Below are 18,499 nucleotides of genomic sequence, written 5' to 3' on the forward strand. Positions count from 1 at the left end.
ATAAGCGGTCATCTTGTAAAAAGAGCAATAAATTATTATGATATAAGATGGAACTTATATTTTAAAGGATTCCGTGATTTTTTTGTTGGGCGGACGTGTATTGTCTTAGAGTAAGTTTGCTATCATTCATTATGTTAAAAGCAGCACTTTTAAATAGAGATACGGTTCGTAATAGAAGGGAAGAGGATGATGACAAGTCATAACAAAGAAAACAAAGCTGCAGTCGAGCAGTACAGTAAAGGGAAAATTTTGTGGCAATTAACCCGTCCTCATACGTTAACGGCATCGTTTGTACCCGTTTTGATTGGAACAGTTCTAGCTATGTTTTATGGCCATGTGAACGTTTGGATGTTCCTAGCGATGCTTTTTTCATGTTTGTGGATTCAAATTGCGACGAACTTATTTAACGAGTACTATGATTTTAAACGCGGGTTAGACACAGAAGACTCCGTAGGAATTGGAGGAGCCATCGTCAGACACGGAATGAAGCCGAAAACGGTATTAAATTTAGCACTGATTTCTTATGGAATTGCTCTTATTTTAGGCGTATATATATGTGCAAACAGCAGCTGGTGGCTTGCTTTAGTTGGATTAGTCGGTATGGCGATTGGTTATTTGTATACAGGCGGACCGCTTCCGATTGCGTATACGCCGTTTGGAGAGTTATTTTCAGGTCTGTGCATGGGCGCGATGTTCGTGTTGATTTCATTTTTTATTCAAACGAATACCGTAACGTCTGAAAGCATCTTTGTATCACTCCCTATTGCGATTTTAGTAGGCGCGATTAATTTGTCTAACAACATTCGTGATATAGAAGAAGATACAAAAGGGGGACGACGTACGCTAGCTATTTTATTAGGTTCTAAAAATGCGATCAGATTTTTAGCTGCTTTGTTCGGCATTGCGTATATTTGGACCGTTGCATTAGTTGTATTTTTCGATATTAGTCCTTGGATTTTCTTAGTGTTTCTTAGTGCACCTAAGCCAATTCAAGCCGTACAAGCATTTGTACGCGGAGAGCTTATTGCAATGAAAGCAACTGCTCAAACAAATACGTTTTTTGGATTTACTTTATCAATTGGGTTATTAATTGGCTATTTAGTAAGCTGATTGTGTTGAAAAAGCCTGTCTTTTTAAAGACAGGCTTTTTGTTATGCTCCAGTTATTTTTTCTTTTACCGCGCTAAGAAATGCGTTCATATTTTCAGAAGATGAAAAGCTGGCTTGAGCTTGTTTTGGTCCGCCGCCGCCTTTTCCATCGTAAAGCGGAAGCAGCTCTTTATAAAGCTCTCCGCATTTTACCTCACTGCCGCTGTGAGCCAGTAAGACTTTTTGATCACTTGAAAAAGCAAAAAGAAGCGTCGTATCAGGCGTTTGAAGCAGCTGCTTTGTCAAAGCTTGCACATCTTTTAATGTACGGTTTTCAAAGTGATGGTACAGAAATGATCCCTCTTTTTTTGCTTCTAATTCATTTGCTAAAAAAGCTGCATTTTCATTTTTTAATTCTTCTAGTTGTTTTTGCAGCTCTTTTTGTTCAGTCTCCAATTTTTTAATTCGTTCTACAACTAATTCACGGCTTGTGCTGAATTTGTTGCTAAGTTCTGCTACGATTTCTTGAGACTGCTGATAATCAGCTAATGCACGCATACCGCATTTGAAAAAGAGGCGTGTATTGCCGCGCTGCTTTTCTGTTTTTGTAAGTTTAATGAGACCCAGCTCTCCAATTTGGTTCACATGAGTACCGCAGCAGGCAGAAACATCAATGCCTTCAATTTCTACGATGCGTACCACTTCGTCTTCTAGCTCGGGCACTTTGCGAAGCGCAAGAGTATGTAAGTCTTCCTTTTTCACTTCGTACGTTTTAATGGGGCGGTTGCTGTAAATAGCGTCGTTTACAACTTTTTCAATGTGTAATAGCTGCTCATGAGATAACTGAGGCACATTTAAATCAATAGAGACAGCTTCGCTTCCTAAATGAAAGCTAACGGTATGAATATCATATGTATCAATTAATAGAGCTGAAAGTAAGTGCTGTCCGCTATGCTGCTGCATATGATCAAAGCGGCGATTCCAGTCAATTTCACACGTGACGTTCGTTTGTACAGGTAGCGTATCAACGAGGTGATAGACTTCTCCATTTTCTTCGTACACATCTTTTACCTCAATTCCGGCAATAGTACCGTAATCAGAAGGCTGTCCGCCGCCTTCTGGATAAAAAGCAGTTTGTTTTAATGTTAAAGCGTAGCCATTTGAAAGAGCGCGCGTCTCTGTCACTTCTGTTTCCCACGTTTTTGTGTAGGGATTGCTATAATAAAGTCTTTCTGTCATGTTCATCATCCTTTCTACTAAAACCATATCTAACTTTTTCTATAGTATCAGAAATATGTTTCTTCGAACATGGATAAGCTAACTTGTAATAATAAAACTGGGTGGGACATATGAAAAATACTGTTTATATTTATACGCGCGATTTAAAAAGAATTTTCACCAATTGGGCGATGATTATCATTGTGCTGACGCTTATGATTCTGCCGTCTTTTTACGCATGGTTTAATATAAAAGCATCTTGGGATCCATACGGGCGGACTGAAGGTATTGCCATTGCAGTAACGAGCGAAGACGAAGGTTCTACGATAAGAGGGCAGCACGTAAACGTGGGAAAAGATATTATTGCAACATTAAAGAAAAATAAAACGCTTGGATGGACGTTTGTTTCAAAAGAAAAAGCTGATCACGGAGTAAAGCACGGAGACTATTATGCAAGTATTGTTATTCCAAAAGATTTTTCACAAAAGCTTGGTACCGTTCTTCAAGATCGTTTGGAAAAGCCGGTCATTATTTACAAAGTAAACGAAAAAATAAACGCCGTGGCGCCTAAAATTACAAGTAAAGGAGCCAGCAGCTTAACACAACAGATTAGTGAAAAATTCGTCAAAACAGCGAATGGAGCCATTTTTTCTGTTTTTAACGAACTAGGTATTACCCTGCAGCGGGATTTACCGACCATTCAACAAGTTGAACAACGAATTTTTGAACTTGAAAATCGTCTTCCTGAAATCAAAAAAGTGATTAATGAAGCGAATGACACCACTCAAAAAGCTGGAGCTATTGTATCGAAAGCTCAGGCCGCTCTTCCTGAAGTAGAGAGATTAACAGCTGACGGCGCACAGATGACTCAGCAGCTAAACACTTTTTTAACTAAAAGCGATGAAGTGTTAAAAAACGCTGAGCCAACGATCAGCGAAACGCTGCACCGTGTTCAACAACGAGCTCTCAGAGTTCAAGAATTGAAGAATCAGCTGATGGAAAAAGATATAGCGCCGGCTGAAGTCAGCGCAGCAGCGGAACAGCTAAAAGTGCAGTTAACAAAACAAGTTGCTGACACAGGAGAGATCCTTACGCTTCTTACGGATGTAAATGCGGTGTCTCAAGGGAACGTTCTTTCACCGGTTATTAATCAAATAAAAAGTGTACATACGCTTTTACAGCAGCAGCTGTCGGATGTAAACGACTTGCAGCAGCAAACAAAAAATGGAGGTGCACCAGATCCAAGTGTGCTTGAGAAATTCAGCTCTCGCACCGACCAAGCTGTTTCTAAATTAAATACGTTAACGAATTCGTATTCTTCTACGATTGTGCCGGCTATTGAACAAGCTATCAAAGAAGCGAAAGATAAAACAGCAAGCGCAAACGCACTGCTTGATGAAGCCAATAAAAGCATGCCGGATGTTTCGAACGTGCTGTCTAAAACAGCGAGTGGCATTTTGCTCGGACAGCAGGAGCTTGCGAAAATAACAAAAGACTTTCCGCGAATTGAACAAAACGTGCACAATATAGCGGATAAAATACGCGAATTTCAGCGAAAAGAAAACATCGAAGATATTATTAATTTGTTAAAAAACGATGTACAAAAAGAAAGTGATTTTTTTGCTAAGCCGGTTCTTTTAAAAGAAGAAAGACTTTATCCTATTCCGAACTACGGCTCGGCTATGTCGCCGTTTTATACAACGCTTTGCTTGTGGGTCGGAGCTTTGCTGTTAGTTTCAATTTTAAGCGTAGAAGTAGCGGATGAAGAGCGGTTCAAAAGCTATGAAGTCTATCTTGGAAGACTTTTAACGTTTTTGTCTATTGCTCTTGTGCAAGCTTTTATTGTGACGCTAGGCGATTTATTTTTAATCAAAACGTACGTCGTAGATAAAGTGCCTTTTATCTTTTTAGGCTTGCTGTGCAGCTTCGTGTTTATGACTATTGTCTATACACTTGTAGCGATATTTGGCAATGCAGGAAAAGCGATGGCGATTGTTTTGCTTGTACTTCAGCTTTCTGCTGCAGGCGGTACATTTCCGATTCAAGTCGTGCCTGCTTTTTTTCAAGCACTCAATCCGTTTTTGCCATTTACCTACGCAATAAGCATGATGAGAGAAGTTGTAGGAGGCATGTTAGCGGATATTGTAAGAAAAGACGTTACGGTTCTACTTTGCATTTGGCTTGGCGTGCTGCTCGTTGGCATTTTTCTTCACAAGCCTCTTAGTAAAACGAGTGCAAAATTAACAAAAAAAGCGCGTGAAAGTAAATTAATTCATTAAAAAAACGTTTTGGGTTTCCAGACAGAACAAAATGCGGTAGTGTAGATAGAAAGGAGTGATAAGCATGGGTATATTAGATGGACTATTAGGAAATGCATCAGAAGCAGATATAAGAGGAACTGAAAAAGATTTACAAAACATTTTAATTGCCAACGAGCGAGTGGAACAAGCGTATAAAGTCATTCGCGATTTAATGGTGTTTACGACGAAACGCTTAATTATCGTTGATAAGCAAGGAGTGACGGGAAAGAAAACAGATTATCATTCCATTCCTTATAAAACGATTACACATTTTAGCGTAGAAACGGCTGGAACGTTCGATTTAGATGCCGAATTAAATATTTGGGTATCTGGTTCTAGTGCGCCCATCTCAAAAGAATTTCGTAAAGATAAAAGCATTTACGACGTGCAAAAAGTATTAGCATCTTATGTATTGAATTAAAAAGTTGAGCCATGAAAAATTGGCTCGATTTTTTTGTGTGTAAAGCAAGAAAGCATAACAGTCTTGCATACAGTCGTTTGAAAATACTCAGGCTTTTGTCCATTCCTATTGCCATTTTACTCATTACTGAAATGCATGAAAACGATTTACATAATGAATTATACAGAATAAAAAAACCGTGATATGCTTTTTTTAGAGAAAAAAGGAAGTGACCAACTGTGAGTTATACCGTAATTGGAACATCGGCTTTTCGCAAAACAAATGTTGCGCTTTTTGCAGCAGGCTTCAACACATTTTCGATTTTATATTGTACACAGGCCATTTTACCCGAGTTTTCTAAAGAATTTGGAATATCTCCGGCTTTTGCGAGTTTATCTCTTTCGTTAACGACCATCACGCTTGCGGTTAGTATGCTTTTTTTAGGTTCTTTGTCGGAAGTGTGGGGACGAAAGAAACTGATGGGCCTATCGTTAATTTTTGCGTCATTGCTATGTATCATGACAGCATTTAGCTCTACCTTTGAAACGCTGTTAATTTTTCGCGTTATTCAAGGAATCGTGTTAGCAGGGCTGCCTTCTGTGGCCATGGCTTACTTAGGAGAAGAAATTGAACCCGGGAGTTTAGGAAAAGCGATGGGGATTTATATAAGCGGAAACGCCTTTGGAGGCGTAGCGGGAAGACTTATGACAGGAGTGCTCACGGAGTATTTTAACTGGTCTGTAGCTCTTGATGTTGTAAGCGTAATCAGCTTATTGGCCACATTTGTTTTTTTTATGAACTTGCCTGATTCACAGAACTTTACTTCTCGGTCATTTGAACTTCGTCAGCTCACCGGCTCTCTTCGCAGTCATCTTCAAGATAAAGGGCTGCTTTGTCTTTTTGCTATTGGTTTTGCACTGCTTGGAAGTAACGTAGCATTATACAATTATATCGGATACGCTTTATCTGCTCCTCCGTATTCTTGGGATCATACGCTTGTAAGTTTTATTTTTGTCATTTTCTTTGTAGGAGTATTCAGCTCAGTCTGGATGGGGACGCTGGCGGATCGATACGGTCGGAAAAAGGTGCTGTTATGTACGATTGCTGTTACGCTTATAGGTTCAATCGTTACGCTGCATCCCGTTTTATGGATAAAAATTACCGGGCTTTTGCTACTGACGTTTGGCTTTTTCGGAAGTCACTCCATCGCAAGCAGCTGGGTAGGAAGAAGAGCAACGCATGACAAAGCGCAGGCTTCGTCTTTATATTTATTTTTTTACTATGCAGGATCGAGCATTGGAGGGACTGCGGCCGGCTTATGCTGGAGCGCGTACGGCTGGAAAGGTGTGATTGCTCTAATTGGTGTGTTTCTTACAACAGCCTTTTTCTTAGCTGTTCGTTTGTCAAAAATGCCGGCTCAGCAGACGCATGTTCACTAAGAAAATGTAAAGACATATAGCTATTGATTTAAAAAAAGAGGCCGGTACAAAAGGATTTTAGCCCAAGTGAAAAACGAACCATTGATCAACATGTTTGATTAGTGGTTCGTTTTTTTTTGTTATGGTGAACATAGTTTCATCTGTTTCGTTCCTTTTAGCAGCTGATTGGAGGGCAAGACGGAGACTCCTGGGGGAAAGCGGAACAGGTGAGACCCCGCAGGAGCGGAAGCGACGAGGAGGCTTAACGGACGCCCGCGGAAAGCGAAGTCTTGCACGGAAATCAACTGCGGTGTCGCAAGTAATTTATACTAGCTACTTTAGTCTTTAGATTGAAGTAATTTAGTTATGTCTTAATTTCATTCCCTAGTTTAAAAGCTGGATAAAAAGCTCCGCTACTTTTTTATGAGCGCTGTTAGCAGGATAGATATAAGAGAAACGGCGCTTAAAAGGAGCGGTGTTAACGTTGAGAATCGATAGGTGCTTTTGTTCTACATCTTCTTTAATAGCACAAAGCGAGAGTACAGACATTCCTAAATCGTGAACAATCGCTTCTTTAATTCCTTGATTGCTGCTGATTGTTAGCATGCTTTTCATTTTTAAACCGTTGGACATTAGAACGTGATCTAAATATTCTCTTGTTCCAGAGCCTTTTTCACGCGCTACCCACCGCTGGTTTTGTAAATCATCAATTTCTACTCTTTTAAGCTGAGCCAAAGGGTGATCCACTGACGCAACGATGGCAAGTTCATCGTCCATAAAGGACTGAATATGTAAATCGGACTCTTCCGTGTGACCTTCAATAAGCCCTACATCCACTTTGAAATGACGAACAAGCTGAGCAATTTCTTTTGTATTACCGATAGTCACTTCTACATCAATATCAGGATATTGTTCACGAAGCTTTGCTAAAAAGGAAGGAAGAATATATTCGCCAATTGTAAAGCTGGCGCCAATCGTTAGCATTCCTTTGACACGGTGATGGTGTTCGTAAATATCTCGTTTCGTATGCTCATATATTTGAATCATTTGTTTAGCACGATCGTATAAAATTTCGCCGCTGGGTGTGATTTTTAACATTTTAGGTGAACGCAGGAACAGGGAAGTTTGAAATTCTTTTTCGAGATTTTTGATGTGTACGCTTACGCTTGGCTGTGAAATCATTAATTTTTCCGCAGCTTTTGTAAAGCTTTGCTCTTCTACAACAGAAACAAACGTCTTTAACGCATCATAGTACATAGAGTATGGCTCCTTTTATATTAAAAAAATTAATTATAAACATTATAAAACATTATTATGGTAATAACTAGAGGCACTTGGTTAAGAAAAGTAAAACAAGGTGCTGACTTAAAGGAGTATGTTGGCTTGCAACGAAGGCAGCCTGCGCAATTTGTTTACAGTTATTTTTGTTTCATCTATAAAGCTATTAAACACTTTTTTGTCATCTATTTGTAACAAAAGTAAAAAAAGTACTTGTTTTTTCCAGAAAACATACTATAATATTAACTGTAATGCGATAAGTAATACAGTTAATACACCTAGTACACACATCATGATTTTGGGTAGATGAAGGGAGGCAGACTATGTTCGATTTAGATATTCGTAGTCGTAAGCCGATATACGAGCAATTAGTAGATAAATTGAAAGAGCTTATTATTCATGAAGTCTTTAAGGCCGATCAAAAGCTTCCATCTGTTCGGCTGTTAGCAAAAGAATTAACGATTAATCCAAATACAATTCAAAAAGCGTATCGTGAACTAGAACATCAAAACTATATTTATTCAGTTCCAGGCAAAGGAAGTTTTGTAACGCCTCAAGTTGATACACTAAATAACGAGAAGGTGAAAAAGATGAAAGAAGAATTAGTAAAGCTGTTGGCAGAAGCTATGTATTTAGGAATGGACAAAGATGAAATTCTATCACTTATTTCACAGGCTGAAAAAGCAGTAAAAGGAGGAAGCGATAGTGATTGAACTGAAGGCGATAAAAAAAGAGTTTGAAGAAATGGAAGCTCTAAGAGACGTCACGCTTTCTATAAAAAAAGGATCTATTTACGGACTGCTTGGCTCCAACGGGGCAGGGAAAACAACGCTATTAAAAATCATTGCAGGTATTTACAACCAGGACCACGGAAAGATTGCCATAGACGGCGAGGAAGTATTCGAAAACGTTGGTTTAAAAGAACGTATTATTTTTATGCCAGATTCTCTTTATTTTTTCCCTCAAACAACGATTAAGCAATTAGCGTCTTTTTATAGAAGCGTCTATCCGACTTGGAACGAAGAACGGTTCCAAAAATTAAAAGAAGCTTTCCCAATTCAATTACATAAAAAGGTACATAGAATGTCCAAGGGAATGCAGCGTCAAGTAGGATTTTGGTTAGCGCTGTCTGCTATGCCTGATGTACTTATCTTAGATGAGCCGCTCGACGGTTTAGATGCGGTAATGCGTCAAAAAATCAAAAACCTTCTTGTTCAAGACGTGGCAGAACGGGAAATGACGATTTTAATTTCGTCACATAACCTGCGAGAAGTGGAAGATCTGTGTGATCATGTAGGCATCTTGCATCACGGTCAATTATTAATTGAAAAAGAGCTGGATGATTTAAAGTCTGATGTGCACAAAATTCAAGTTGCATTCGAAGGAGATGTGCCGCTAGCGCTTTATGACACGCTAGACATTTTATATCAAGAAAAACGAGGAAGCGTCTTGCTTTGTATTGTTCGAGGAAAAGAAAATCACTTAGTAAACAAAGTCCGATCGTATAAGCCTTTAATTTTTGACATCTTGCCACTTACGCTGGAAGAAATCTTTATTTATGAAATGGGGGATGTGGGTTATGCAATCGAAAACATCATCGTTTAACCGCGGCATGTGGATTCAATCTATGAGAAACGTGGGATGGATTGGGCTTGTATACTTGCTAGTACTGCTGTTCGCTTTACCTTTACAACTGATTTTTACTTTCACAGGAAAGGTAGAGCCTTATATAGAAAAACCAGATACGCTATTTAACGTATTGGATGGGCTGGAATTTGTGTTTATGTTTGTTGTACCAGTGTTACTTGGTATTTTCCTATTTAGATATATCCAAACGAAGATTGCGGCTGACTATATTCATAGTTTACCAATTAAGCGTTCTACACTGTTTCATCAAAATATGCTTCTGGGCGCGTTGGTTTTAGTTGTTCCTATTTTAATTACGGGAGTCGTTACTTTTGCCGTTAAAGGAGTTTTAACCGTTGAGGATGTTTATACAACAGGAGATGTTCTAAGCTGGGTCGGTTACAGTATTTTAATTAATTTATTTGTGCTGACTGGAACTGTTTTAGCGGGAATGTTCACCGGAATGTCTGTCCTCCAAGGAATCTTTTTATATGTTCTATTTCTTCTACCCGGCGGAATCTCTTATTTAGCTATATCCAATGTAAAGTTTTACTGGTACGGCTATGCGTATGACTATTACGTGAACAAAAATGTTGACAGCCTTGTTCCGTTTTCACACGTAGCGCAAATGGTAGCTCATAAAAGCTTTTCTACTAGTGCATTTGTTTATATTGGACTCATTGTCTTATTTTACATCATTGCTTTAATCACCTACAAAAAAAGAAAAGTAGAAGCTGCTACGCAAACCATTTCAGTTAGCTGGTTAAAACCGGTATTCGTATACGGAGTAACCGCTTGTTCACTCATGTTAGGCGGATTTTACTTTATTAGCATGAAAGGTGAATTTTCATGGATGGTCGTAGGCTATATTATTGGTTCATTAATAGGTTATATAGTTGCTCAAATTATCTTAAATAAAACGTGGCGGATCTTTACGAAATGGAAAGGGTATCTAGGCTTTGTTATAGCCGCAGCTATCGTTGGCTTTATCATTCATTTAGATGTATTTGGCTACTCTACTAAAGTACCGGCAGCTTCAGAGATTGAAAGTGTATATTTCGATGAAGATATATATCCATTGACTGATAAACCTGAAAACTATGCAAATGGAATGAATGGCTATTATGAAGCTCCATATTACTATACAAGTAAAGAAACGATTCAGAGTGTTCGTCAGCTGCAAAAACAAATTACAGCATCTAAAGATAAGAAGCTGGATCCTGATAAACAAAGTGAAATAGAAAGCAGAAACGGTAAAATGGCTGTATTTGCTTATAAATTAAAAAATGGAAAACAAATGGTCCGAGAATACTTTATTCCATTTTCAGACTATAAAGCTTTTTACAAAGAAATTGCAGAAACAAAAGAATACAAAGAAAATTTCCATCCGCTTTTACGAACAAAAAACACGGATAAAATTAAAAGCGTGAGTTTTTCTGTTCAAGGAAAGTCAAATTCAATCAACATTACAAATCCAGATAAAGTACAAGAACTTATACACGTAGTCAAACAGTCGATGATGAACGAAACGTTTGATGAAATGTACAGCACAAAAGAAAGCTGGGCTTCAATTGAGTTTATGGATGGAAAAGGACAGTACGTACAAACTGCATCTTGGGATAAGTCTTATAGCGAAGTAGAAGCATGGCTGAAAAAAGAGGGTTTATATGAACGTGCTCGTCTCATGCCAAAGGACGTAGAAAAAACCGAAGTGTTTAAAAATTCTTCTCATCTTAAAAACGATTATCGTCTTCAAGAAGAGTTTACATCTCTAATGAAGGATGAGAAAGCAATTAAAGTAAAAAACAATCAGCAGGTAGAAACACTTCTTCAACATGCGAACTTACGAGACACGGGAGATTATCTTGTTGCTTTTTATTACAAAGACCAAGTAGATACTCCTCAGATTTATATGTTGAATGAAAATGAATTGCCAGCAGAACTAAAAGAAAAACTAAAATAACAAGGGAGAACTTATTATGTGCGGCGAGGAATTACAAGATTATTTAAATCAGGTGCTGGCTTATTTATTAAAAAATGGTGTGAATAGACAAGACGCCGAAGATATTACGCAAGAAGTAGCATTAAAATATTTAGAAAAACAAGAAATGGTCGATCCTGAAAAAATAAAAGCTTGGATGTTTCGCGTCGCATTAAATAAACGCTGTGACTTAGGAAGGCGTAAAATAGTGAAAGACCGCTATACGTCTTCTTACAAAGAAGAACCCGTTATGTATACGCCTATTCAGCAGGTCCTCAGAAATGAAGAAGCGGCTGAATGTCAGGCGATTTTAAATCAATTGAATCCTAAGTATCGCAATTTGCTTCTGTTAAAATATGGATTAGGATTTAAATATGAAGAAATTGCCGAGTTATTAAATATGCAGATGACTACGTTAAAATCAGCTCTTTACCGCGCGCGCAAATACTTTGTGAAGGGATATAATGAAGTCATTTAATATAAATGAAACAGCAGCAGTTTGTGAAAAAGAACTTTTTTACACAAACTACTGCTGTTTTTTTCGTATTTTTCTTCTTTGGACGGCATAGATAATCAAACTGATCGCACAAAAAGCTAAAGTGATCTCAATCACATCAGTATAAGAAGATGTCGTATTAAAAAAGGAACCGAAAATAAATAAAGCCAGCGTCCAAATGAAACCAAAAGAAAATGAGACTTTAATGTAATGACGATGATTCATTCCGCTTGCCCCGAGAAAAAAAGGCATCACATGTCGCATTCCTGGTAAAAAGTAGCTTGCGATGATGGCGTGAGATCCATATTCTTGAATTGTTCGCTCAACTTTCATGACATTCTTTTCCCATCGCGGGCGTTTTAATAGCGCAAGCGCCTGAGCTGAAAAAAGACTGGCTATCAAAAACTTGAGGTATAAGCTAAGCATCATGCCGCTGTAGGTAAGTATAAAAGCTGGAATATACTGAACGGATGGAGACGTAGCCTGGCTGCCTGCAAGCATAATATATACTGGGTCAGGAATAGGAGTAAGGTTGGCTCCGACTAAAATGATAAAAAAGAAATATCCGTAGCCTAATTGGTTAATGGCTCCGATAAGCTGATCAATCACGTTTTCTTCCTCCTTTCTTCATTAGAATACGAGAGAGTGACACACAGTGTTCGCTCAAAATAAAAATAAAGTATAGGTACGCACAACTTAGGAAAAAAGAGTTATAATAAATAAGAATGTACGTTCTTCTTTCGGGGATTAATTATACAGAAAGAGGTGATAGTATGAAAATGATGTACCCTAAAAACGGCAAAGTTATTCTTCATATTGATGCTAATGCTTTTTATGCATCTGTTGAAACCGCACATGATCATACGCTCAAAGATAAGCCTCTTGCTATTGCTGGCAATCCAAAAGAACGAAGAGGAATTGTTGTAACCTGTAACTATATTGCTCGTAAACGCGGAGTGTATGCGCCTATGCCTCTTTGGGAAGCGAAAAGAAAATGCCCCGAGCTGGTTGTTATAAAGCCTAATTTTCCATTATATCGCCAAGTGTCCAAAAACATGTTTGATTATTTAGTAACCATTTCACCTCTTTTAGAGCCCGCTTCAATTGATGAAGGCTATTTGGATATTACAAACTGTGCTGAATTAGGCTCTCCTCTTGACATAGCAAAGTCCATTCAGCAGCATTTAATACAGACGCTGCAAATTCCTGTGTCAATTGGAATCGCACCGAATAAATTTTTAGCCAAAACTGCAAGTGATATGCAAAAACCTTTAGGAATTACCGTTCTTCGAAAAAGAGATGTCAAGACAGTTCTTTGGCCAAAAGCCGTAGAGGAAATGCACGGAATCGGTAAGAAGACAGCTGAAAAGCTAAATGCGATTAAGGTGGTGACGATCGGTGATCTAGCAAATGCCGCTCCCGGTCTTCTTAAACAAACTCTCGGAGTAAAAGGAGAAGTTATGAGAGACCGAGCGTGGGGCCAAGATGATCGACAGGTGAACCCTGATCGCCAATCACAGTTTAAATCAATTGGAAACTCTACGACGCTATCTCAAAATGCAGTAGATGAACATGAAGTTCTGCCTATTTTAAATAAACTATCGCACTCAGTGAGTTCTCGTATGAAAGCGAAAAAAGTTGTAAGCAAAACGATTCAGTTAACGATACGATATAGTGATTTTAAAACCATTACTCGAAGCCAAACTATTTCTAAAGCAATTAGCGAGCCAAACGATCTTTTTCATTACAGTGCGGTATTATTTCAAAAGCATTGGAACGGAGAACCGATTCGTTTATTGGGCGTAGCTGCTCTTCAAGTGAGTCACCAGCTCCAAGAAGAAGAACAGTTGGATTTGTTTACATACGGAGAACAAGCAAAAAAAGAGCCTTTATACAAAGCGGTCGAAAGTTTGCGTGAAAAATATGGAGATAACATTATTCAAAGCGGTTTAAAAAAACAAAGAGGAAAAGAAGAGAGGTAACTCTCTTTTTTTGTATAAAATAATAGGTTTACACTCATTATAGAAGGGGAAGTACATTACTATCACGGTAATCAAAGTGATTACAAAATGAATTTGATTGCGACTTTTTTAATTGTCTGCAATGAAATTACATAAAATAATCTATGAGGTGATCTTATGTCAGACGCACTATTTACATCTAAAGCAACAGCGGTTGGAGGCCGAGATGGTCGAGTTAAATCAGATGATGGTATTATTGATTTAACCCTTGTAAATCCTTCTCCAAATAACAAAAAAGAAGGAACAAATCCCGAGCAGCTGTTTGCAGCAGGATATTCTGCTTGTTTTGACGGCGCTTTAAATTTAATCGCTAAGAAACAAAAAAAAGACATTGATTCGTCTATTACTGCAGAGGTAAGTCTACTAAAAGACCACACTGATGATGGCTTCAAAATTGGCGTGGTGTTAAACGCTCATATTAAAGGCGTTTCACAAGAAGTAGCTGAGAAGCTAGTAGAAGATGCACATCAATTCTGCCCGTATTCTAAAGCAACGCGCGGAAATGTTAACGTAACGTTAAATACAACGGTTGAGTAAATAAAAAAACGCTTGGATTTTTCTGAAATCCAGGCGTTTTTTTTATATGCAATTTTATATGGTCTATTTTTGATTGTACGTATGCAGTGATTGCAGTAACTCCTGCAGCGTTTCTTTCAGCTTTTCTAATTCTCCCTGTGACTTATTTGTCATGCTAAAAACTTCTTCTGGAATATGACAAGCTTTATCACGTAATTTTTTTCCTTTTTCGGTTAAACTAATAAAAACAACGCGTTCATCTTCATGAGAACGTTCACGAATCACTAATTCTTGATCCTGCATTCTTTTTAGCATAGGAGTAAGGGTGCCTGAATCTAAATACAGAAGTTCGCCCATTTTTTTCACGCTGAGTGTTTCATGTTCCCATAAAACAAGAAGAGCTAAATACTGCGGATAGGTTACTCCTAATTTATCGAGCAGCGGCTTGTACACCTTTGTAATTTCTCGAGACGTGGCGTAAATTGAGAAACAAAGCTGATTTTCTAGCTGCAGCTGCTTATAAAGTTGTTCCATTCATGTTGCCTCCAGTCTATTGCTTTTTATTTAATTATACACAATTAAATAGGGGTGTCCAATAACGCTGGATGAAAAAGTGATCAAGCTGTAAATAAAAAATGGGAATTTTACATATACTAAGAAAAAAAGGGAGCTGTGCACATGTATTTTGCAAAAAAAGCCGTAGAAGAAGAAGTAGATCAAATGATGGATACGACTGTATATGCGTGTCAATCTGAATCATGTAATGGGTGGATGAGAGAAGATTTTGTTACGGTTGATTATAACTGTCCGATGTGCGGAACAGGAATGTCGCAGGAAGTACGCGAGCTGCCGAAAATTAAGTACGATCACCAATTTTATAATAAATAAAAAAGAAGCAGCTGCTTCTTTTTTATTTTTCACTAAAATTTCATTAAGCTGAGCTAGACTAAGAACCAACATACGATGAAGGTGAGGAATATCAGAATGAATCAAGGGAACTTTTTGAAAGGTTTATTTTGGGGAACCTTATTTAGTATTCCTATTTGGATTTCATTGTTTGGCTGGTTCCGCATTTTATCACATCTTGCATAGTTTCGTTTTATAAATCGTCATACGCGCCCTTATCTTTCTATTTCCGCTATAATAAGGGTGATAGAAAAAATAAGGAGCTGTTCTCTATGATTCAATACAAAACGGAGCAAATGACGGTTTTTGAAAGCGCGCTATTTCAAACAACATCTGCAGTGATTGAAACAAAAGACTGTGTGATTGTTGTTGATCCAACATGGCTTCCTCACGAAATTAATGAAATTAAACAGCATGTTCAAGAGATTTTAAATCATCGCAAGCTGTATGTATTTTTTACTCACGGAGATTTTGATCATGTCATTGGGTATGGCGCTTTCTTAGAATTAAATGCCACCTTTATCGGCAGCAAATTTTTAAAAAATCATCCGGACAAAGAAGAAAAAGTTCAAATGATTAAGCAGTTTGATCATGACTATTATATAAAAAGATCTCATGATATTATATTCCCGGAGCTGGATATTGTGGTAACCGAAAATGAACAGCACATTACCTTAGGTGAAACATCTATTACCTGTTATTTTGCAAAAGGTCATACAAACGATGGACTATTTATGATTGTCGATAATTCAATATGGATCGCAGGGGATTATTTATCGGACTTTGAATATCCGTACATATATGAAAGTGTAAACGATTACCGCGACACTCTTGCTACTGCGCGACACATTTTAGCTAAGCACCAAAATCTAACGCTAGTTCCCGGACACGGAAAAACGACACATCATCGAGCTGAAATTCAAAGACGAGTGGAGATGGCCAGCTCTTATTTAGATGAACTGCAAGCTGCAGTGAAAGAAGACAGTAAAGAAGCGCTTGATAAGCTAAACGACAAATTGGCATTCCCATCTGATTTCACGGCACAATGTCATCAGAAAAACGTTGAAATTATGAAAAGAGAATTGCTGTTATAGAAATCGAGTGTACAGTCATCCCGTTGATATTAAAAGTAAGAAACCGCATCTTCTGTTGGATATGCGGTTTCTTACTTTCCTTTATTTATCAATTTAATGAAACTTTTTCCTTTTATATCCGTTTATATAAATAAGAAGTTATTTTATTTGTAAAGGAGTATGGCAATGGGGAAAAACGGTTGTGTAAAATGCGGACATACAGAAGCAAAAACAAAAGAAATTGCTACAACGGGAACGGGGCTGTCTAGATACTTAGACGTTCAGCACAATCAATTTACTGTGGTATATTGCACGAGCTGCGGGTATTCAGAGCTATATAATAAATCATCTTCAAGAGGCAGCAATATTATTGACTTATTTTTTGGAGGATAAAGATGAGTATCAACCTTATTGAAATTGATAAAGACCGGCACGCTTCCTATTTAAACCTGCTATTAATAGGGGATGAAGACGAAAAAGTAGTGAAGTCGTATATAAATGAAGGTTCCTTATTTACCATTGTGTATGAAAAGAAGGAGATAGGAGTTGTGCAGTGCCTCACCGATGAAGGGGAATCGGCAGTAGAAGTAAAGAATATCGGTTTAAAAGAAGCATACAGAGGAAAAGGAATCGGCAGCAAAGTCATTAAAAAGTTAGAAGTACTGTATGAACGTAACCAATATTCTAAAATGATTGTAGGAACAGCGGACTCCAGTCTTGAAAACATAGCATTTTATAAAAAGGCAGGCTTTTATCAAAGCGGTGTCAAAAAGAATTTCTTTTTGCAGTACGTTCCACCGATTTACGAGAATGGCCTGCAAGCTATCGATATGATTATGTTTGAAAAGAAATTAAAAAGCAGAAGCGACTAACACGCTTCTGCTTTTAATGATTAATCTAAAATTTGAAGTTTTACCGTTTTGCGTCCCCAATTTAAAGCTGAGCTTTGAGATGCCATAAATAAATCAACGCGAGTACCTTTAATGGCACCGCCAGTATCTCCAGCAATTGCTTCTCCGTAACCTTCTACGTATACGCGAGAACCTAATGGAATCACGCGAGGATCAACTGCAATTACTTTTCGATTAGGATTTGACCTTAGGTCGATGCCTGTAGCAGTGATTCCGCTGCAGCCCGCACAGTAAGCAGTATAAGCTGTTGCCTCAACCGTAATCTCTTTCGAAACCGACTTACTTTCTTGCGCTGGAGCAGGTGCCGGCGTTGAAGTCGACGGTGCTGAAGTTGACGGTGTTGAAGGAGCAGCAGGTGATGGCGTTGATGGTTTCGCCTGAGCTGCAGCTTGTCCGCCTACTTGTAGCACTTGATTAATGTAAATCGTATTAGACGATAAGTTATTCCACTGTTTTAATTGAGAAATTGAAATGCCGTGTCGCTGTGCTACGCTCCACATTGTATCTCCAGGCTGAACTTTATAACTTTTACTGTTGCTAGGAGCCGGGGATGCTTGCGTTTCGTTTGTTTTTTCTTGTACAGGTGCTGAAGGTGATGATGAAACTGTTCCTGTTCCGTTTATTTTTAATACTTGATTCACATAAATTAAATGACTAGATAAGTTATTCCACTCTTTTAGCTGCTGTACAGAAGTACCGTTGTCTTTAGCGATACGATAAAGCGTGTCACCTGATTTTACTGTATATGTATGATTTGAAGATGTTGTAGTTGGAGTTGAACTAGATGAAGAGTCAGTAGATGTAGATCCAATTTGTAATGTTTGGTTTGCATAAATTAGTGTGGAAGAAAGACCATTCCACTTTTTTAAGTCCTCAACTGTTACATTATGCTGCTGTGAGATGCTGAATAACGTTTCTCCAGCTTTTACTTTATGCGTGTCTGTGTCAGCCGATGCTGCGTCTGCAATTCCAATTGATACTAAAGCTGTGGCCCCTAATGTAAAAATGTGTTTTTTCATCTAATAATTCTCCTTTATTTCCAATAGTTGTCTCTTATTCTATCAGCAATATGTAACAAACTCATGACAAAATGGTAGGTTTTATATTACAAGTTTGTAACAATACGTCTAAAAATATAGAAAAAACGCAGTTTTTTTACGATTATGATGAAAAAAGTCTTAATTTGTCTGGAGAGATAGACTAGTAAAAAAGGTGTTCTCCTTTTATAAAAATGAAGAGGAAAGAAGCTATGCTATATTCAAATGAC

Annotated in this window: 20 protein-coding genes; 15 read left to right on the forward strand and 5 right to left on the reverse strand. The window is 38.0% G+C overall.

Annotation, left to right across the window (positions count from 1 at the left end; all coding sequences use genetic code 11):
- Positions 1-189 precede the first annotated feature (189 nt).
- On the forward strand, positions 190-1,110 hold the full coding sequence (locus tag CEQ83_RS11100; protein ID WP_025752322.1) for a 1,4-dihydroxy-2-naphthoate polyprenyltransferase: 921 nt from the start codon (positions 190-192) through the stop codon (positions 1,108-1,110).
- A gap of 41 nt (positions 1,111-1,151) precedes the next feature.
- Here the strand turns inward: CEQ83_RS11100 and CEQ83_RS11105 are convergent, their stop codons facing one another.
- Positions 1,152-2,327, reverse strand: a complete 1,176-nt coding sequence (locus tag CEQ83_RS11105; RefSeq protein ID WP_028413415.1) for an alanyl-tRNA editing protein — start codon at positions 2,325-2,327, stop codon at positions 1,152-1,154.
- 110 nt (positions 2,328-2,437) lie between these two features.
- Here CEQ83_RS11105 and CEQ83_RS11110 point away from each other — a divergent pair, with 110 nt between their 5' ends.
- The 4 genes from CEQ83_RS11110 to CEQ83_RS27050 all read left to right on the forward strand — a co-directional run bounded on the left by CEQ83_RS11110 (position 2,438) and on the right by CEQ83_RS27050 (position 6,773).
- Positions 2,438-4,585, forward strand: a complete 2,148-nt coding sequence (locus tag CEQ83_RS11110) for a YhgE/Pip domain-containing protein (RefSeq protein WP_155017235.1) — start codon at positions 2,438-2,440, stop codon at positions 4,583-4,585.
- A 64-nt stretch (positions 4,586-4,649) separates the two neighbouring features.
- Positions 4,650-5,027: a PH domain-containing protein gene (locus tag CEQ83_RS11115; RefSeq protein WP_028413413.1), complete on the forward strand. Its 378-nt coding sequence runs from the start codon at positions 4,650-4,652 to the stop codon at positions 5,025-5,027.
- A 218-nt stretch (positions 5,028-5,245) separates the two neighbouring features.
- On the forward strand, positions 5,246-6,445 hold the full coding sequence (locus tag CEQ83_RS11120; protein WP_155017236.1) for an MFS transporter: 1,200 nt from the start codon (positions 5,246-5,248) through the stop codon (positions 6,443-6,445).
- Positions 6,446-6,566: 121 nt separating this feature from the next.
- Positions 6,567-6,773, forward strand: coding sequence for a hypothetical protein (locus tag CEQ83_RS27050; RefSeq protein WP_194273216.1), 207 nt, complete (start codon positions 6,567-6,569; stop codon positions 6,771-6,773).
- Positions 6,774-6,808: 35 nt separating this feature from the next.
- Here CEQ83_RS27050 and CEQ83_RS11125 read toward each other — a convergent pair whose 3' ends face one another.
- On the reverse strand, positions 6,809-7,681 hold the full coding sequence (locus tag CEQ83_RS11125) for a selenium metabolism-associated LysR family transcriptional regulator (RefSeq protein WP_047751008.1): 873 nt from the start codon (positions 7,679-7,681) through the stop codon (positions 6,809-6,811).
- A 344-nt stretch (positions 7,682-8,025) separates the two neighbouring features.
- On the opposite strand from CEQ83_RS11125, the gene CEQ83_RS11130 reads away from it, so the two are divergent.
- From CEQ83_RS11130 to CEQ83_RS11145, 4 genes are read left to right on the forward strand one after another with little or no spacing between them, the layout of a single operon-like run.
- A complete protein-coding gene (locus CEQ83_RS11130) occupies positions 8,026-8,415 on the forward strand; it encodes a GntR family transcriptional regulator (protein WP_013083081.1) in 390 nt (129 codons plus the stop codon).
- Entirely contained in the window at positions 8,408-9,307 is a 900-nt protein-coding gene (locus CEQ83_RS11135; protein ID WP_154972906.1) for an ABC transporter ATP-binding protein, read from the forward strand. The genes CEQ83_RS11130 and CEQ83_RS11135 overlap by 8 nt, the downstream gene beginning before the upstream one ends.
- The gene (locus CEQ83_RS11140) at positions 9,282-11,291 is read left to right on the forward strand and encodes a DUF6449 domain-containing protein (RefSeq protein ID WP_154972907.1); all 2,010 of its coding nucleotides are present in this window, start codon (positions 9,282-9,284) and stop codon (positions 11,289-11,291) included. The genes CEQ83_RS11135 and CEQ83_RS11140 overlap by 26 nt, the downstream gene beginning before the upstream one ends.
- A 16-nt stretch (positions 11,292-11,307) precedes the next feature.
- The gene (locus CEQ83_RS11145; RefSeq protein WP_028413409.1) at positions 11,308-11,787 is read left to right on the forward strand and encodes an RNA polymerase sigma factor; all 480 of its coding nucleotides are present in this window, start codon (positions 11,308-11,310) and stop codon (positions 11,785-11,787) included.
- A gap of 48 nt (positions 11,788-11,835) precedes the next feature.
- Here CEQ83_RS11145 and CEQ83_RS11150 read toward each other — a convergent pair whose 3' ends face one another.
- Positions 11,836-12,414 carry a DedA family protein gene (locus CEQ83_RS11150; protein ID WP_028413408.1) on the reverse strand — a complete coding sequence of 193 codons (579 nt, stop codon included), beginning with the start codon at positions 12,412-12,414 and terminating at the stop codon, positions 11,836-11,838.
- A 164-nt stretch (positions 12,415-12,578) separates the two neighbouring features.
- Here CEQ83_RS11150 and CEQ83_RS11155 point away from each other — a divergent pair, with 164 nt between their 5' ends.
- Together CEQ83_RS11155 and CEQ83_RS11160 are read left to right on the forward strand one after the other, a co-directional pair.
- Positions 12,579-13,787, forward strand: coding sequence for a DNA polymerase IV (locus CEQ83_RS11155; protein ID WP_154972908.1), 1,209 nt, complete (start codon positions 12,579-12,581; stop codon positions 13,785-13,787).
- A 156-nt stretch (positions 13,788-13,943) separates the two neighbouring features.
- Positions 13,944-14,363, forward strand: coding sequence for an organic hydroperoxide resistance protein (locus CEQ83_RS11160; RefSeq protein ID WP_016764045.1), 420 nt, complete (start codon positions 13,944-13,946; stop codon positions 14,361-14,363).
- A 63-nt stretch (positions 14,364-14,426) separates the two neighbouring features.
- Here the strand turns inward: CEQ83_RS11160 and CEQ83_RS11165 are convergent, their stop codons facing one another.
- A complete protein-coding gene (locus tag CEQ83_RS11165; protein ID WP_014460175.1) occupies positions 14,427-14,876 on the reverse strand; it encodes a MarR family winged helix-turn-helix transcriptional regulator in 450 nt (149 codons plus the stop codon).
- A 144-nt stretch (positions 14,877-15,020) separates the two neighbouring features.
- Here CEQ83_RS11165 and CEQ83_RS11170 point away from each other — a divergent pair, with 144 nt between their 5' ends.
- The 4 genes from CEQ83_RS11170 to CEQ83_RS11185 all read left to right on the forward strand — a co-directional run bounded on the left by CEQ83_RS11170 (position 15,021) and on the right by CEQ83_RS11185 (position 17,193).
- On the forward strand, positions 15,021-15,230 hold the full coding sequence (locus tag CEQ83_RS11170; RefSeq protein WP_014460174.1) for a cold-inducible protein YdjO-related protein: 210 nt from the start codon (positions 15,021-15,023) through the stop codon (positions 15,228-15,230).
- A gap of 290 nt (positions 15,231-15,520) precedes the next feature.
- Positions 15,521-16,342, forward strand: coding sequence for an MBL fold metallo-hydrolase (locus CEQ83_RS11175; protein WP_028413406.1), 822 nt, complete (start codon positions 15,521-15,523; stop codon positions 16,340-16,342).
- Positions 16,343-16,507: 165 nt separating this feature from the next.
- Entirely contained in the window at positions 16,508-16,714 is a 207-nt protein-coding gene (locus CEQ83_RS11180) for a zinc ribbon domain-containing protein (protein ID WP_016764047.1), read from the forward strand.
- A 2-nt stretch (positions 16,715-16,716) separates the two neighbouring features.
- The gene (locus tag CEQ83_RS11185) at positions 16,717-17,193 is read left to right on the forward strand and encodes a GNAT family N-acetyltransferase (RefSeq protein WP_155017237.1); all 477 of its coding nucleotides are present in this window, start codon (positions 16,717-16,719) and stop codon (positions 17,191-17,193) included.
- Between the two features lie 20 nt (positions 17,194-17,213).
- Here the strand turns inward: CEQ83_RS11185 and CEQ83_RS11190 are convergent, their stop codons facing one another.
- Positions 17,214-18,251 (reverse strand): LysM peptidoglycan-binding and 3D domain-containing protein, encoded by a 1,038-nt coding sequence (locus CEQ83_RS11190; RefSeq protein ID WP_028413404.1) that lies wholly within the window; start codon positions 18,249-18,251, stop codon positions 17,214-17,216.
- Positions 18,252-18,499 lie beyond the last annotated feature (248 nt).

The organism is Priestia megaterium (assembly GCF_009497655.1).
GTDB classification, from domain to species: domain Bacteria; phylum Bacillota; class Bacilli; order Bacillales; family Bacillaceae_H; genus Priestia; species Priestia zanthoxyli.